This window comes from Stackebrandtia soli (assembly GCF_965137155.1).
Lineage (GTDB): Bacteria > Actinomycetota > Actinomycetes > Mycobacteriales > Micromonosporaceae > Stackebrandtia > Stackebrandtia soli.
The window spans coordinates 19,745-36,547 of sequence record NZ_CBCRZX010000015.1 but is presented as its reverse complement, the minus strand read 5'-3'; the positions used below and the strand labels follow the sequence as shown (position 1 = coordinate 36,547).

General features: G+C 69.2%; 9 protein-coding genes. 6 read left to right on the top strand and 3 right to left on the bottom strand.

The genetic code is table 11. From position 1 onward, the window contains the following. Positions 1-201 precede the first annotated feature (201 nt). The 6 genes from gntA to ACM9NP_RS11210 all read left to right on the top strand — a co-directional run bounded on the left by gntA (position 202) and on the right by ACM9NP_RS11210 (position 5,625). On the top strand, positions 202-942 hold the full coding sequence (gene gntA, locus ACM9NP_RS11235; protein ID WP_415646599.1) for a guanitoxin biosynthesis heme-dependent pre-guanitoxin N-hydroxylase GntA: 741 nt from the start codon (positions 202-204) through the stop codon (positions 940-942). A 23-nt stretch (positions 943-965) separates the two neighbouring features. Next, entirely contained in the window at positions 966-1,733 is a 768-nt protein-coding gene (locus tag ACM9NP_RS11230) for an SDR family NAD(P)-dependent oxidoreductase (protein ID WP_415646598.1), read from the top strand. Between the two features lie 11 nt (positions 1,734-1,744). Further along, on the top strand, positions 1,745-2,776 hold the full coding sequence (locus ACM9NP_RS11225) for an inosamine-phosphate amidinotransferase 1 (RefSeq protein WP_415646597.1): 1,032 nt from the start codon (positions 1,745-1,747) through the stop codon (positions 2,774-2,776). Continuing rightward, entirely contained in the window at positions 2,773-3,285 is a 513-nt protein-coding gene (locus ACM9NP_RS11220) for a GNAT family N-acetyltransferase (RefSeq protein ID WP_415646596.1), read from the top strand. The genes ACM9NP_RS11225 and ACM9NP_RS11220 overlap by 4 nt, the downstream gene beginning before the upstream one ends. A gap of 169 nt (positions 3,286-3,454) precedes the next feature. Then, positions 3,455-4,093: an FMN-binding negative transcriptional regulator gene (locus ACM9NP_RS11215; RefSeq protein ID WP_415646595.1), complete on the top strand. Its 639-nt coding sequence runs from the start codon at positions 3,455-3,457 to the stop codon at positions 4,091-4,093. Beyond that, entirely contained in the window at positions 4,090-5,625 is a 1,536-nt protein-coding gene (locus ACM9NP_RS11210) for an AMP-binding protein (RefSeq protein ID WP_415646594.1), read from the top strand. The genes ACM9NP_RS11215 and ACM9NP_RS11210 overlap by 4 nt, the downstream gene beginning before the upstream one ends. Before the next feature lie 93 nt (positions 5,626-5,718). On the opposite strand, the gene ACM9NP_RS11205 is transcribed toward ACM9NP_RS11210, so the two are convergent. The 3 genes from ACM9NP_RS11205 to ACM9NP_RS11195 are packed head-to-tail and all read right to left on the bottom strand — an operon-like array spanning position 5,719 to position 16,599. Further along, positions 5,719-7,278: a condensation domain-containing protein gene (locus ACM9NP_RS11205; protein WP_415646593.1), complete on the bottom strand. Its 1,560-nt coding sequence runs from the start codon at positions 7,276-7,278 to the stop codon at positions 5,719-5,721. 5 nt (positions 7,279-7,283) lie between these two features. Beyond that, on the bottom strand, positions 7,284-9,746 hold the full coding sequence (locus ACM9NP_RS11200) for a non-ribosomal peptide synthetase (RefSeq protein WP_415646592.1): 2,463 nt from the start codon (positions 9,744-9,746) through the stop codon (positions 7,284-7,286). After that, positions 9,736-16,599 (bottom strand): amino acid adenylation domain-containing protein, encoded by a 6,864-nt coding sequence (locus ACM9NP_RS11195; protein WP_415646591.1) that lies wholly within the window; start codon positions 16,597-16,599, stop codon positions 9,736-9,738. The genes ACM9NP_RS11200 and ACM9NP_RS11195 overlap by 11 nt, the downstream gene beginning before the upstream one ends. Positions 16,600-16,803 lie beyond the last annotated feature (204 nt).

The window sequence follows — 16,803 nt, the reverse complement described above, 5'->3', positions numbered from 1 at the left end:
TGCAACTGTGGATCGTTGGCGGGAATCGGCCTGGACACGGGTTCCAGTCGATCGCCGCCAACGGAATCCACGCCACATCACGGTCCCACCATACTCGACATAATTGTCCACAATCGTGAATCAGCACGGGTTTGGCCAGCGACGGAGTCGCGGATCTCCGCCGATTCCCAAAAAGAGGCGCCTAGATATTGAGATGTGGTCATGTATAGTTCGGAAACATCTCGCAAGGACGCGGGTCGACCGTCGAAGGGGAGCGTGATGCCGTCAGCGGCAGCGACTTCCGCGACGACCGCACGTCGACTCGTCGAGGCAATCGTGTCCCATGAGGACTATCCTTGCCTGGGAGCGCGCGCGGCACTTCGGCGCGGTGTCATGGTTTCCGAGGCCTTCGGACCGCTCGACAACGCCGACACGACCGTCGCGTTGCATCGGGCGCTGCTCGACTTCATCGATCACTGGTTGCGTCCCGACGAGAACTTCGCGACCTTCGTCGCGGTGTTCTCCGCCCCCACCAACGTCTCCGAGAAGGCCTTCGAGCTGGCGCTGTGGCGCCAGTTGACGCGGCTGAGCGAGTTGGACGCGCGAACCCACTCGTGGGCCGCGTCGGTCGACGGCGATCCGTCCTCTCCGGACTTCGCGTTCAGCGTCGGCGGCGAGGCCTTCTTCGTCGTCGGCATGCATGACCGCTCCTCGCGATCGGCGCGCCGCTTTCCGCTGCCGACCCTGGCGTTCAACCACCATGCACAGTTCGACCGGCTGAAGGCCGCCGACGTCTACGGCGGTCTTCAGGAACGGATTCGGGCGCGCGAGCTGCGACTTCAAGGATCGCTCAATCCGAATCTCGCCGAGCACGGTGAGGCGTCCGAGGCCCGTCAGTACTCCGGGCGGGCCGCGGAGGCGGACTGGTCGTGCCCGTTCCACGTCGAGGACCCGCCATCATGAACGCACTCTATAAAGGACTGTCTGTGAACGAAGCTGAGTTCAGTGCCGTCGTCACCGGAGCGTCATCGGGATTCGGCCGTGCCATCGCTCAACGGTTGGTCGAGTCCGGCTACCGGGTGGTCGCGGTCGCCCGGCGAGCGGAACGCCTCGCGGAACTGACGGACCTGCTCGGAAAGGACCGGGTGCACGCGGTCCCGCTCGACGTGCGCGACGCGGACGCCGTCGAGAAGGCCCTGACCACTCTCCCCGAGGAGTTCGCTCAGGTCCGGGTGCTCGTCAACAACGCGGGGCTGTCGAAGGGTTTCGGCCCGATCGGCGACGCTCGGCTGGAGCACTGGCAGGAGATGGTCGACACGAACGTGATGGGGGTGCTGCATTGCACGCGGGCGGTGCTGCCCGCGTTGCAGCGCGCCGGCGACGGCCACATTGTCACGATCGGGTCGATCGCGGCGTCCTATCCGTACATGGGCGGCAACGTCTACGGGGCGACGAAGGCCTTCGCTCGGCAGCTGAGCCTCAACCTGCGCACGGATCTCAGCGGCTCGGGGATCCGCGTCACCTGCGTCGACCCCGGGATGGCGAAGACGGAGTTCGCGATGGTGCGTTTCGACGGGGATCGCGCCAAGTCGGAGGCCCTCTACGACGGCGTCCAGCCGCTCGCCTCGGAGGATGTCGCCGAAGCGGTCGCCTGGTGTCTCGCTCAGCCCCGTCATGTCAACGTCAATCTCATCGAACTGATGCCCACCGATCAACCGTTCGGTCTGGGATTCAAAGCCCCAACGTCGCGTTAGGAGTATCCACTGTGTCGTTGATCAGCAGCAACAATGACTGGGACCCGCTCGAAGAGGTCATTCTGGGGACGGCGCAAGGCCTGACCCTGCCTCCCGTTGACGTGTCGCTGCGGCACTTCTTCGAGCCCCCCGCCGACGCCGCCTCGGAGCGGATCGACGCCGATGTCATGCGTCGTGTCGTCGACGAGGCCGAGGAGGACTTCGCCGACGCCGCGAAGATCCTCACCGACGCGGGTGTGACCGTCCGCCGCCCGGAGCCGCCGGTCGCCGACCGCCGCTATGCCAGCCCCGACTGGGAATCCGTCGCCTCGCACGCGCTCATGCCGCGCGACTGCCTGCTCGTCGTCGGCGATCACGTGATCGAAGCCCCAATGGCCGCACGGTCCCGGTACTTCGAGACCGGGCCGTTCCGTTCGCTGCTGCGGGAGTACTTCGACTCGGGCGCGGTGTGGTTGTCGGCGCCGAAACCGACGCTCCCCGACGAAACCTATGTGTACGAACCCGGCCGGTCCCTCGTCGGCGAGATCGAGCCGCTGTTCGACGCGGCGAACATGTTGCGCTGCGGCCATGACATCTTCTTCAACGTCAGCAATACGGGCAATCGCTTCGGCGCCGAATGGCTGCGTCGCGTTCTCGGGCCGCAGTTCCGCGTCCACGAGATGTCGCTGTGCACCGACCATGTTGGAACGACGATCCACATACTGCGTCCGGGCCTGCTGCTGGCGAACTCGGAGCGTCTCACCCCCGAGCTCATCCCCGAGCAGCTGCGGTCGTGGAAGACGATCTGGGTGGACCCGCCGGAGGACGACGGCTACGCCTTTGCGTGGCCGCGCGCGTCCGTATGGGTCGGAATGAACATCCTCGCGCTGGGCCCGGACCGGATCCTCGTGCCGTCCAACCAGACCCGGCTCGCGAGGCAGCTGGAGGAGGTCGGCATCGAGCCGATCCTGACCCGGTTCCGGCACGGGCGGACGTTCGGTGGCGGGTTGCACTGTTGCTCGCTCGACGTCCGCCGAACCGGTGAACTCGCCGACTACCTATGACGACACCGCTGACGGCCGCGTTCCCACCGCCCGGCGCCGAACTCACCCGACGACGGGCGGTCGACGCCGACGCGGAGCGCATCCACCGGCTCTCGTCACTGTTCGTCGTCGACGGAGCGTTGCGGGAACGGTCGGCCGCGGCGATCGCCGACGCGGTGAAGGAGTTCACCGTCGTCGACGCCGACGGTGACCTGATCGGCTGTGTCGGGATGCGTCGTCCGCCCGACGACGCCGGCAGTCAGGTGTTGTACAACTTCTGCGTGCACCCCGCTCATCAACGCCGTGGCATTGGACGCGTCCTCCTCGACCAGGTCCTCACCGACGCCGCCGCTGACGGCGCCGCGCGCGTGTACACCGCCACGACCGGCGCGGGCGCCTGGTTCGAACGGTTCGGCTTCGTCCCGACGACGCCGGACGCCGCGCCACGGTCGTGGGTCGACGCACTCGACCCGAGACGGTCGTCGCGCGTCTACGTCCAGCCGTTGCGCGAGCTGGGCGCCGCACCGTGACCCGACGGCGGCTCCGACTCCCCTTGCGGCCGGTCCGTGAACGTCCAGTGGTGTCGGATGATGCCCACGGGCGTTCCTCTCACGACCTGAGATGGCCGGGACCCGCTGCCATCATGATGTAATCCGGCTGTCTCCCGTACCGTTCGTACTCCCCTCAGAAAGAGCCGCCATGTTCGTACCGCCCGTCTACCGCACGGAGGACGAGCGCCGCATCGACGCCGTCATCCGGGATCACCCATTGGCGTTGCTGACCACTAACGGCGACGACGCACCGCACGCGACGCACCTGCCGATCATCCCGGAGTCTCCCCGCCCCGGAATCGTCGGCGCGACCCTCCTCGGCCACCTGAACCGCGCGAATCCCCATTGGAGCGCGCTCGCCGACGGCACGACCGGGTGGCTCGTCTTCACCGGCCCGAACGGGTATGTGACGCCGAGCGTGTACGGGACGACGCCAGCCGCGCCGACATGGAACTTCGTGTCAGTGCATCTGAAGGGGACGATCGAGCTGCTCGATGGACTGGAGAACACGATCCGTGTCGTGTCCGCGACGGTCGCCACGTATGAGGAACGCTTCGGCACGGGCTGGAGCCCCGACGGTTCCCTTGAGTACTTCCACCGGATCGGGGACGCCGTGGGCGCGTTCCGGTTCACGGTGACGGCGGTCGACGCCCAGTACAAACTCAGCCAGGACAAGGACGAGGCGACCCGGGCGCACGTCATCGACTGGTTCGCCGAGAGTCGTCGCGGCAACCAGCGGGACCTCGCCGATGCCATGCGCGCCAACGAAATGGAGACGTACCAGTGATCGACCCGAAGCGGAGCCTGTGGGGCGGCGACGGCGACGGGACGTGCCTGTTGACGTCCATCGCGGCCAGCGCGGCGGCGACCCCCGACGCGATCGCGCTCGTCGACGAGAACGGCGAGTACAGCTACACGCGGTTGCTGTCCTGGGCCGCGTTCGTGGCGGACGAGCTTCGGCGGAACGGTGTCGCGGAACGGGACGGCGTGGCCGTCACCGGCCCACGGACGGCGGCGACGGTCGCCGCGTATCTGGGCGTCATGACCGTCGGGGCGACCTATGTGCCGCTCGACCCGGAGTACCCGCCCAGGCGGATCGCGCACATGCTCTCCGACAGCGGCGCGGCGCTCGTCCTGTCCACCGGTGACGTTCCGGCGCTGGCCGACGGCGACACCCCGACTCTGCGGGTTCCCCACGCCCCCACCGACGTCCTTCCGTGGCAACCGGTCTCGTGCGATCCGACCTTGCCGATCTACACGATCTACACGTCCGGCTCCACGGGATGGCCGAAGGGCGTCGGCATCGACCACGGCTGCCTGGACAACATGGCGCAGTGGCAGTGGCGGCATTCTCCGAGACCGCGACTGCGCACCGGCCAGTTCGCCCCGTTGAACTTCGACGTGTTCTTCCAGGAGGTCCTGGGTTCGCTGTGCGGGGGCGGGACCGTCGTCGTCATGCCGGAGTCGTTGCGTCGGGATCCGATGGGCCTTCTCGACTGGATCGTGAGCCATCGCGTCGAACGACTGTTCATGCCGTACGTGGCGCTGCAGATGCTCGCGGTCGCCGCGACCGCCACCGAGGACCTGTCCGAGGTCGCGCTCGTCGAGGTCAACACCGCCGGGGAGCAGCTCGTCTGTACGCCCCAGATTCGGGAGTTCTTCACGCGGCTGCCGGGCTGCCGACTCGTCAATCACTATGGACAGAGCGAATCGGCGATGGTGACGAGCCATATCCTCTCGGGCCCGCCGTCGCTGTGGCCGGCGCTGCCACCGATCGGGGTGCCGCTGCCGGGCTGCGAGGTGTTCATCGATTCCTCGGACGCCGATCCCGACGTCGGCGAGCTGATCGTGGCGGGATCGCCGGTGTCGTTGGGCTATCGGGGGCATCCGGAGCTGAACGCCGCCCGCTACCTCACCGTGGAGTCGCCGCGTTCGGGACCGCTGCGGGCGTTCCGCACAGGTGATCTCGTGCGACTCGAAGACGGTGTCGTCCAGTTCCTCACCCGCATCGACGACGAGGTGAAGATCCGCGGCGTGCGGGTCAACCTGTTGGAGATCGACGCGTGGCTCCTCGACCAGCCCGGGGTCGCCCAGTCCGCGGCGGTGCTCGTGGACACGGCCGTGCCGGGTGTGCGGGTGTTGCGCGCGGGCATCACCGTCGATGACGGCGCGAGCGTGGACACCGACGCGCTGCGGGCGACTTTGGAGACGACGCTGCCGGAGGTGGCGGTGCCTCGTTCGATCACCGTCCTCGACGAGTTGCCCCGCACACCGAGCGGAAAGATCGACCGGGACGCGATCGCCCGATCACTGCGCTAGAGCGCGTGCGGGATCGTCGTTCGCGGTGGTAGCGAACACATCCACCATGACGCAAGGCGCCCACAGTAGATTATCTACTGTGGGCACTTCTCGTCATCCGAAGCGGAATCCGCTGAACGCGGGGGCCGACGACGCAGCGGGCGCCGGAACGGACGGAGCCTCGTCGACCACCCATCGCAGAGCCGTCACGACCCGATCCACGAGACGACGCGCGGCCGCGTCGTCGTACCGGAGCCGGTCATACTGAAGCGTCAGCACCGTGTCCCCGTCGCCCTTCTCGACGAACTGGAAGGACAGTTCAAACAGGCCCTGGCGCAACGGAACCGGGCCGCCGCGCAAGCGAATGCCCGACGACGGTCCCGTGTCGACCCACGGGTACACGGCTACCCAGACGTCGAAGTACGGGTTGCGCCATGCCGTCCGGGGTGGATCCAACTCGGCGACGACGTCCGCAAACGGAACGTCCGAATGGTCGACGCCCTCGATGGCGGCACGGGCGACAGCGCCGACGACCTCGGCGGAGGTGTCGCCTGACGACAGCCGCACGCGCAGCGGAATCGTCGCGACATGGAAGCCGACGGTCCGGGGCGAACCATTCCTGGCCCGACGGTCGACGGCGGTTCCGACGCAGACGTCCTCGACGCCGGTCAGCTCGGAGAGGGCCTTCATCACTCCCGCCGCCATCGGCGCGAACGGCCCGACCCGAGCCGCCCGCGCGCGGTCGCGGAACGCGGCCGTCAACGCGGGGCCGAGCCGCACCTCGGCCGTACCGGTGTCTCCGACCGGTCCCCGACGTGGCGCTGTGATCGGCAACGGCAGCGGTGGGGGCGGCGGGTCGAGCACAGTACGCCAGTGGTCGAGGCTGTTCCGCGCCGACGTTTCCGGCGCCGACGGCACGGAGACGTTCGCGCGCAACGCTTCGAGATCGTCGTACGCGGCGGCCAGATCGGCGGCCAGGATGTCGAGACTGCGCCCGTCGCACACGAGGTGGTCGGCGGTCAACAGCAGTGACCAGTCGGATCCGTCGCGCAGCGCCGCCACGCGGAAGAGGGCCCCGGTCGCCGGGTCGAAGGGCGTCTCGACGTGCTCGGTGACGATCCGGTCGATCGCGCCGTCCACAGCCGGGACTTCCACGATCGACAGGACCTGGTCCGGGTCCGGTTCGGAGACGACGACCCGGGGCGCGCCGAGATGCTCGACGAAGGTGGTGCGCAGCGCCGGATGCGCGGCGAGCAGCGACGCCACAGCCGACCGCAACCGGTCCACCCGCACCTCCCCGTCCACGGACAGGAGACACGGCACCGTGTAGGCGGAACCGGTCGCCGCATCGCGTTGACGCTCCATCCACAACCACGCCGTTTCGGCGGAGACGGACGATCCGGGAGCGCGGAGATCCTCAGCGGACGTCGGTGTGGAAGCGGTGGCGGTCCGCCCGACCAGGTGCTCGGCCAACAGCGCGGGGGTCGGATGTTCGAAGACGTCGAGAGTGGCGACCTCGACGTGGCACGCCTCCTCGATCGCGGACGCCAGGGTCGCGGCCGACAGGCTGTGCCCACCGTACAGAAAGAAATCCGCGTCGTCATCCACATCAGACAGATCGACGTCGAGCACCGACGCGAACAGTTCTCGCAGAAGCGCGGTGTGGTCCGTCATCGCGATCACCCCTTGAGATCGTCGATGAGTCGACCAAGGACATCAGCATCGTCCACAGCGGACAACTCGGCTCGCTGGGTGACCCGCGCGGGGGCCGCCTCGCGCAGGCGTTCGGCGACGCCCGACACGGTCGCGGCGGTCAGGAAGTCGTCCAGGTCGAGAAGGACGCCGAGGCGGTCCTCGAGGAGCCCGACCGCCGATACCGCCATGAGGCTGTGTCCGCCCAGGATGAAGAAGTCGGTGTCCGGTCCACAGGGGTCGATACCGAAGACCTCACCGAAGACCTCACCGACAACGCGTTCGACGTCGTCGGCGGGAGCTGCCGCGCTGACGGACACGGGCGCGGCGAGCACCGCCACCGCGTCGCGTTCCAGAGCCGCCCTGTTCAGTTTCCCGCTCGCCATGCGCGGAAGACCCGGTACGACCTCGATCCGGCTCGGGAGCATCGCCGGAGGCAGCAGCTTGGCGGCCGCCGTGTGGACCTCCGCGGGGGACAATCGAGGCGTCTCGACGAAGCCGACGAGGGCGACCCCGCCGTCGGGGCCGGTGGTGGCGACGACCGCGGCGGCGGCGACGCCGTCGACACGACCGAGCGCGTTCTCCACCTCCCCGATCTCGACTCGCTGACCACGGATCTTGACCTGGGAGTCGGCGCGTCCGACGAATTCGAGGACGCCGTCGGCCCGCCACCAGCCGAGGTCACCCGTCCGGTACGCGCGACCGTTGGGCGCCAGGGGATCGGCGACGAATACCGAGGCGGTCTGCTCCGGCCGGTTACGGTAGCCGTCCGCGAGGCCGAGGCCCGACAGACGCAACTCCCCGACGAATCCGGGCGGCAACGCCCGACCATCTTGTGTGGACACCGTGACGACCGTGTTGTCGAGCGGTCGACCGATCGGGAAGCCCGGGCCCGCGTCGAGGCCGTGGTCGAACGCGGTGGCGGCGATGGAGCCCTCCGTCGGCCCGTATTCGTTGACGAGTCGCGTGTCCGGCAGCGTCGCGTGATGACGGTGCATCAGTTCCTCGGTCGTGGCCTCGCCGCCGACGGTGACCAGACGCAGGGTGCTCGCGGCGCCCGCCAACTCGTCGAGCAGCAGCCGGTACATGCTCGGCACCGTGTTGACGTCGGTGATGGCGTGCCGGACGGCGAGGTCGCCGAGTTCGCGGGGGGTCGCGCTGTGCATGTCGGCCATGATGAGCGCGCCGCCCGCCGACAGGACGGAGAAGACGTCGGACGTGCCACCGTCGAAGGCCAGCGACGCCGTCTGCAGGATGCGCGTGTCCGGGCCGAGCCGGTGATAGCGGAGCTTCCAGCGCATGTAGCTGGCGATGGCGCCGTGCCGAACGATCACTCCCTTGGGGATGCCGGTGGAGCCGGAGGTGTACATGAGATAGGCGACGTCGGTGCCCACCGGGGGCGGCACGGACAGGGTCGGCGCTCCGTCCGGGTCGCCGACGGACACGATGTCGAACACGGGGAGATCCACTCGCGACTCGGCGAGCTGGCCGCGCAGCGCGTCGTCGAGAATGATCGCCGACGCGTCCACGTCGGCCATGATCGCCGCGACTCGCGCTGCGGGCCAACGATTGTCGAGCGGGACGTACGCCGCGCCGGACCGCAGGACGCCCAGGATCGCGCCGATGGCGTAGGTCGACTTGCCGGTGAGGACGACGACCCGGTCGCCCGCGCCGACACCGGCTGCGGCGAGGCGGGCGGCCACGGCCTCTGTCCGCATCCACAATGCACCGTAGGTGAGGGTGTCATTCCCGGAGACGACGGCGACGGCGTCCGGCCGGTCGGCAGCGGCGGTCGCGATGGGCGACAGCAGTGTCTCCTCGGCCGGGGTCGGGTCATAGTCGGCGCTGGCGAAGGAGACCGCCGTGTCGACGTCCGCACCGACGTGCCGGTCGTGGCCGTCGATCGACTCGCGCGGTTGCGCGAATCCTGCCAGCGCCACCGCGATCGACCGCAGCACGATACCAATGAACCAGGTCTCCACGAGCGAGGCGTCGGCGTCGGCCCTCAGCTCACGAATACCATCCTCATTCGACAGTGTGATGGCGAGCGCGGGGCCGTCGTCGGCCGCGATGACACGATCCGAGGCGATCACGATGGCCTCGACGGGATCGATGTCGACACCGCCGCCGCCGCGCAGACTCGCGTCCACGGACCGCACCAGATCGGCGAACGTCGCGGCCTCGGAGAGGTCGACGCCGGCGACGGCGCGACCGTTCGGGCCTTCGACGACGACACCGGGCGTGGTCGTGTGTTCCAGGTCCGCGACGGTGAGCGCCGTCGCGGCGGCGACCACGACGAGCTCCTCCAATGGACGACCGCCGGAGATGCGGGCCAGCCCGGCCAGCGCCGCGTCGTCGAGGAGGTGGCGCTCCGCGACCCGTCCGATCCCGGCCGGCCCGGTCAGTCGCTGCCGGAGGCGGGTCGGCGCGAAGTTCAGCTCAGAAGTCATAGTGTGTGTCGCTCCAAGGTGAGTCGGCGGTGATGATGGGCGGTCCGGCCAGCGGTTCACCGGGCCGGGTGGCGATGGCGGTCGCGAGTTCCGCTATCGCGTCGACGAAGTGACGCGCCTCGTCGGCGGTCACGAGGTTGAGGTCATGGGCGACGTCGAAGCGAAGCCGGTCACCGTATCGGGCGGCGTACAGCCACAGGTCACTGTGGGCGAGCATGTCGGTGGACAGGACGTCCTCGACCTCGAAACGCTGCTTTCGCACGGTCGCGTTTTCCCAGGTGACGCCGAGGTCGTAAAGCACGCTTCGACCCGGCGCCGTGGTCACGCGCAGGCGTCCGACGATGTCGTCGAACGGCACGCGGGCGTGCTCGTACGCCTCCAGGACGCGCTCGCGCACGTGCTCGAGAAGGTCGCCGAGGTTCCCTCGTGGATCGATCTCGACGCGCAAGGGCACGGCGTTGACGAAACACCCGACCAGATCATCGGCTTCGGCCCGGTCTCGGAGGCTGACGGGGAAGCCGAGGGTCAGATCGGTCGCCCCGGTTTGACGGTGCACCATCGCCACGAAGGCCGCGACCGTGAGGGCATACGGAGTCGCTGCGGCGTCTTCGACTGTCGCCCAGTCGATCTCGGCTCGCACCAGGCGATTGAGGCCACGACTTCCCTGCCGCCGATTCGCGTCCAGAAGATCGGGCGACACAACGGTGGCCGTCAATCTCTCGACCAGGCGATCCCGTTGGTCGGACGCCTCGGGGGACTCCAGCCACGCGCGTTCGGCGGCGACCCAGTCGGCGAAGTCGTATCGGCTGGACGGCCCCGGCGGTTCCCGACCCGCGTCGAGCGCGTCGTAGGCGTCGAGCAGTGATCCTATGAGGACGTCCACGCTGGCGCCGTCGTAGATGAGGTGATGGGCGGTCACCGTCAACAGGTCGCCGCCGACGACACCGCGCAACAGTCGAAGTTCCCACAGCGGCGGACGCGCCAAGTCGAAGCCGGGTTCGCGAGCCTCGGCGAGCGCGGTGGTGACGGCGGGACCCTCGGGTGCCTCGCCGGGCAGGTCCACCACGATGAGCGGCGGCCCGTCCGGCAGGGTGTCGACGACGACCTGTTCGATCTCGCCGCCGCTCATGCGAGTGCCGACGCGAAGTTGCGACTGAGCGGAGACGACGTGCGCGGCGGCGGAGGCGAGCAGGTCGGGGTCGAGTCGGCGACCGAGCCGCACCAGGTCCGAGACGATGTACGAGTTCGCCTGGTCGCGCCGCGCCGCCAACCAGATCCGACGCTGGGTGCGGGACAGGGGGAACACTCGCGGGGCCGGTCCGACCCGCTCCGGAGCCGGTGTCGCCCGCGCGGGCTCCCTGCCCAGGGTGACGGCGAGCAGGCGCACCGTCTGGTGCTCCATCACGGTGCGCACCGGAACGCCGAGAAGCTGCGCGATGCGAGCGGCGACGAGACTGTGCCCACCCAGTTCGAACAGGTTCGCGTCCGGGTCGGTGACCGGTAGTCCGAGGACCTCGGTCCACACTGAGGCGATCTGTGCCTCGGCCTCCGTGAACGCCGCCGAGGAAGTCGCCGGGGCGCCGGCCGGGGGCACCGGAAGCGCGCCACGGTCGAGCTTTCCGTTGACGGTGACCGGAAGCTCCGTCATCGCGACGTAGGAATGCGGGCGCATCGCGGCCGGGAGGCGCTCGGCGACATGGGTGCGCAGGACGTCCTCGGAGACGGACCCGACGACGTAGGCGACCAAGCGGGTCTCGGTGCCTTCGCCGACCGCGAGGACGGCGGCGTTGACGACTCCCTCGACGAGGGAGAGGACTGCGGCGACCTCACCCGGTTCGACACGCTGGCCACGGATCTTCACCTGGTCGTCGGCGCGACCCAGATACCGCAGCAAGCCGCTGGGAAGTCGGGTGGCGAGGTCTCCGGTGCGGTACATACGGGTTCCCGGGCGCACCGGGTTGTCGACGAAACGGGACGCCGTCAACTGTGGATCATTGAGGTAGCCGCGCGCCACTCCGACTCCGCCGATGCAGATCTCTCCGACGCGCCCGACGGGAACGAGTCGCCCCTCGGCGTCGAGCAGGTCGACCGTCTTGTTGGCGATCGGGTGTCCGATCAGGACGTCAGCGGTGGGGTCGGTGATCAGGTGCACCGTCGTCCACACGCTGTCCTCGGCCGGACCGTACTCGTTGTACAGCACCGTCGACGGGAGCAGGCGGGCATGCCGTTCGGCGAGGGATCGCGGGAGGCGCTCGCCCACCAGGACGATCTGCCGGACCGACCGCAACGCGAACGCCGCCCGATCCAACAGCACCTGGTACAGGCTCGGGACCATCATCACGTGGGTGACGCGATGACGTTCGATCTCCGCCGCCACCTCGTCGGCGTCCAGCAGGCGTTCCCGGGACATCACGACGACGCGCGCCCCGGCGATCAACGCCGAGAAGACGTCGTTGATGCCCGAATCGAAGTGGATCGGCGGCACCTGAAGGACGCACGCGCCCGGGTCGAAATCGTAGTAGCGGGCCCGATAGTGCACCGTGTTGACGATGCCGCGATGCTCCACCATGACTCCCTTGGGGACTCCGGTGGACCCTGAGGTGTGCACGACGTAGGCGAGATCGCCGGGAGCCGTCGTCGACGCGGCGGGACGATGAGACGCGTTCTCCTCGACGTCCTTCGGGCCGATGACGACCGGGACGGCGGCGCCGAACTCGGCGGCGTGCGAAAGATCGGACAGCATCGCGGTGGCCTTCGCCGCGCTCACGATCGATCGGAGTCTGGCGCTTGGCTGTTCGGGGTCGACCGGCATGAACGCCGAGCCCGTCTTCAGGATCGCCAGCAGCGCCACGACCATCCACTCGGTTCGTTCACACGCCAACGCCACCAACCGATCCGGGCCGGTGACGGCGGTCGACGCCAGGTGTGCGGCGAGCGCCTCGGCGCGGGCGTCGAGTTCCGCGAAGGTCAGCGTGCCGGTTCCGGCGGCGACGGCCGTCCGGTCGGGGTGTCGACGTACCTGTTCGTGCACGAGGTCCAACAGTGTGGACGACTCGGGGAACGGCGCGGCCGTGTCGTTGGCGTCGCGCACCAGGAATCGACGTTGATCGTCCGGGAGCAGTTCTACCGTCGACACGGGACGGTCTGGTTCGGCGACGAGGCCGCTCAGCAATCGCGCCAACTGATCGGCGGTTCGTTCGATGGTGTCCCGATCGAAGACGTCGTCGCGATAGCTGACCAAGAGCACACCGGCGTCGTCGTAGCCGAAGACGAGGTCGAAGTCCGATACCGAGACGGCGAGGTCGACGGGTCGGACGACGGAGTCCGCCGCGCCCGACAGGGGTTCGAGTCCGGCGAACACGGATTCCACGAGGACGTCGAAGACGGGGTTCCGCCCGGTCGCGCGTTCCACGCCCAACTCGGAGACGAGCTGGTCGAACGGGTAGTCCTGGTGCGTCATCGCCTGCGCGAGGTTCGCGGACGAGGCCGCCACGGCTCCCCGGAACCCGGCGTCGAGGTCGAGCGGTGACCGCAGCACGATCGTGTTCGCGAACAGGCCCACCGAGTCGGCGACCCTCGGTTCGTCGCGACCCGAGGTGATCGACCCCAGTGGAATATCAGTGTGTCCACAGAGGCGATGGAGCAGTACTCGAACGGCGGCGACGACGCCGGCGAACGGGGTGGCGCCGGTCGCCCCGCACAACCGCCGCAAGCCGTCCCGGACGGCCGGTTCGAGCGCGACGCGCACCGTTCCACCCGAGGAGGACCGCGTCGGCGGTCGATGCCGATCCATCGATACATCCACATCGGGCAGATTGGCGAGTGTGCGATGCCAATAGTCGCGCGCCGCCGCGCCCGCGTCACCGTCGAGCCGTTCGCTGAGTGCCCCGGTGTGCGCGGAGTACGGAAGTGGTGTCGGCCGATCGATCCGGCCGGACTCGACGGCCTCCAGCAGGTCCCGCAGCATGACGGCGATGGACCAGCCGTCGCAGACGGCGTGGTGGACGCACAGCACGAGATGCCCTTGATCCGGGCCCTCCGCGATCCACGTGACGGCCCACAGGGGACCCTCGCCGAGGTCGAAGCGGTGGCGGCGATACCGGTCGACCTCGTCGGAGACGGTACCGGCCGAGACCGTCATGGACGGGACGACATCGTCCGGCGCGGCGACGATCTGATCGAGCCGCTCGCCGTCGGCGACCAGGGTCGTACGGAGCGCACCGTGTCTCGCGATGACGGCGGCGAGGCCGACCCGAAGGGTGTCGATCGAGAAGTCCGCGTCGATCCGGAATGCCTCGACCATGTTGTACGGACGGGATTCGCCGTCGTCATATTGTTCGAGGAACCACATGCGACGCTGCGCGCTACCCGCGGGGAAGCGACCCGAGCTCGGTGCCGAGACGGCCTCGGCCAGGGCGGCGGGACGCTCGGCGACGGCGGCGGCGATCGCGTTCGGAGTCGCGGCGGCGAACACCTGCCGGACGGTGATCGCGGCATCCCCGAACAACTCGCACAGGCGGCGCGTCAGGATCATCGCGGTGAGGCTGTGGCCGCCCGCGGAGAGGAACTCCTCGTCGCCGTGGCGCGGCGGACGACCGAGGACCTCGGTCCACGCGTCGGCCACCAGACGGTGCCGGTCGTCTTCCGGTTCCCACACGGTCTCGGCGGTGTCCGCCAACCGCAACAGTTCTCGACGGTCGACCTTGCCGTGCACCGTCAACGGCAACGCCCCCAAGGACAGCAGCGTCGTCGGGATCATGTGCGCGGGCAGTCTCGCGGCGAGTGCGGACCGAACGGCGCCCGTGTCCAGTGTGGCGTCGATGGGAACATAGGCGCCGATGAGACGTGGGGTGGATCCTGGTTCGGCGGCCGTGACGACGGCGGAGGCGGCGATCGCCTCGATGGCAGCGAAGGCGGCCTCGACCTCGGCGGGTTCGACCCGGTTGCCGTGGATCTGGATCTGGTCGTCCCCGCGGCCCAGGAACTCCAGGGCCCCGTCGGGCCGCCACCGAGCCTGGTCACCGGTGCGGAACGCGGGTGTGTCGGGGCGGTCCGGAACGGGGACGAACCGGCCCGGTCCGGTCGGTTCGTCGTCCAGGTACCCCGTGGCGACGCCGGGGCCCAGGATGACGATCTCGCCAGGTACGCCGATCGGGACGGGACGGTCGTCGGCGCCGAGCAGTTCGACGGCGAAACCGGGCGATGGTCGTCCGATGGGGACGGACACAAGAGCGGGCCAATCGGCTCCCGCGCAACGGAAGCTGACCGCCTCGACCGTGGCTTCCGTCGGGCCATATAGGTTTCCGAAGACGTCGACGTCGAGGCGGCCCGCCAACCGGGGCAGCAGCCCGGAGGGAATGTCATCGCCGCCGAGCAGGCAGTGGCGCAATCGCCGCGGGACACCGGACGGAATGGCGTCGACGAGAGCGGCGAGAAGCGATGGGACACAGTTGATCGCCGTGACCCCGAGACGATCGACGTCGGCCCAGAACACGGCGGGCTCGACGTCGCCGCCCGAGGGCAGGCTCACAAGGCAGCCACCGGCCGTCAACGTCACGAAGATCTGATAGGTCAGCGCGTCCGAGGAGATCGCCGAGAGCATCGCGAATCGAGTGCGGTCGTCGAAATCGGCCCACGCGACGGCCGCCGTCATCTTGTGCGCGAGTTGCCGGTGCGTCAACGCGACGGGGCGGGGCGCCCCGGTCGATCCGGAGGTGAAGAACAGGACGGCCTCGCCGTCGGCGGTGGACGTCGACGCGACGTCGGCGGGCGGGGCCACCAGCAGCTCCGCCGCGGCGATCACGGGAGCGTCGCCGTCAACGAGACGGGCGCCGTCGACCGTGACAACGAGGGAGGCGCCGGACAGTCGCAGTTGCCGCGCGAGCCGCTCCGAGGGATGGCTCGGGTCGAGCGGCACATAGGACGCTCCCGCACGCAGCGCGGCGAGGATCGTAATGACGAGTTCGGGGCCGCGTGGCAGCAGAACGGCGACGCGCCCGCCGACGACGCCCGGCCGCTCACGCATGAGCGCGGCGGCGGCGTGAACGCTCCGGTCGAGCTCCGCGTATGTCCACCGGCGGGTGCCGTCGGTCAACGCCTCCCGGTGCGGGCCGGTGGCGATGGTCGTGTCGACGAGTTCGGTCAGGGTCCGAGCGGCGAAAGGAGCCGGACGCTCAGGGCCGGACCAGGACCGGATGCGCTCGCGTTGCGCGACACCGAGCACGTCGACATCAAGGCAACGGCGGTGCGGATCCTCGGCGATGGCGGTCAAGGCCGCCGCGACGCCGACGGCGAGTCCGTGCGCCGCGGCGGGAAACGCCCCCGAAACACTGTCCACATCGATCGTCAACGCGCCGTCGCGGTGGCGTGCCGTCACCGTGAGACCGGAGGTCGGGGTGAGAACGTCGTCGTCCACGCGGATGGACAGTGACAAGGGCGCGACGACGCCGGCGAGCGCGAGGCGGTCGAGGAGCGCGCCCCGGTCCGTCCAGGCGATCGGTACGGCGCTCTCGAACTCGGCGTGCAGCGCCCCCAGGAATGCCGAGACGGGCGCGTCGGCGTCCAGCGGAGCGCACAACGCCAGTTCTCCCCCACCGGGGGCCGCCGTGACGAGGGCGGGGAGCCTCGCGGAATCGAAGCGCCGCAGGACGATGCGGGTGGCGGCGGCGACGAGCAGCCGCCAACCCACGGGTTCGCCGCCGGTCATCCGATCCAGCGCGGACGTGGCGTCGGCCGGGACATGGCCGGTCTCAACGGTGGCGAGGGACGACGCCACGGATTCCAGCAGGGGTTCGCCATCGACCGATGCCAGCCGGGACAGCCATGCTTCCGGCACCGTCATATCGCCACTCATCGATCCTGCTTTCTGTCGGGGTGTCGTTGCCGAGCCGACGGCATTGAGTACGGTCGTTGCCCACCCGCGACCGTCAGCGCATCCTCACCGGACGGTGTGGAGCCGACGCAGGGCCTTCGCCGAACGTCATGCGCCGAAGATCGTCGGCTATCACGTCGCTTCCACGTCCGCCATGATATTCGATGCTGTCGCGCCCAACCTGAG

Coding starts and splice junctions, on each gene's coding strand:
- gntA (WP_415646599.1), top strand. CDS start 202: ATGTATAGTTCGGAAACATCTCGCAAGGACGCGGGTCGACCGTCGAAG.
- ACM9NP_RS11220 (WP_415646596.1), top strand. CDS start 2,773: ATGACGACACCGCTGACGGCCGCGTTCCCACCGCCCGGCGCCGAACTC.
- ACM9NP_RS11215 (WP_415646595.1), top strand. CDS start 3,455: ATGTTCGTACCGCCCGTCTACCGCACGGAGGACGAGCGCCGCATCGAC.
- ACM9NP_RS11205 (WP_415646593.1), bottom strand. CDS start 7,278: ATGACGGACCACACCGCGCTTCTGCGAGAACTGTTCGCGTCGGTGCTC.
- ACM9NP_RS11200 (WP_415646592.1), bottom strand. CDS start 9,746: ATGACTTCTGAGCTGAACTTCGCGCCGACCCGCCTCCGGCAGCGACTG.
- ACM9NP_RS11195 (WP_415646591.1), bottom strand. CDS start 16,599: ATGAGTGGCGATATGACGGTGCCGGAAGCATGGCTGTCCCGGCTGGCA.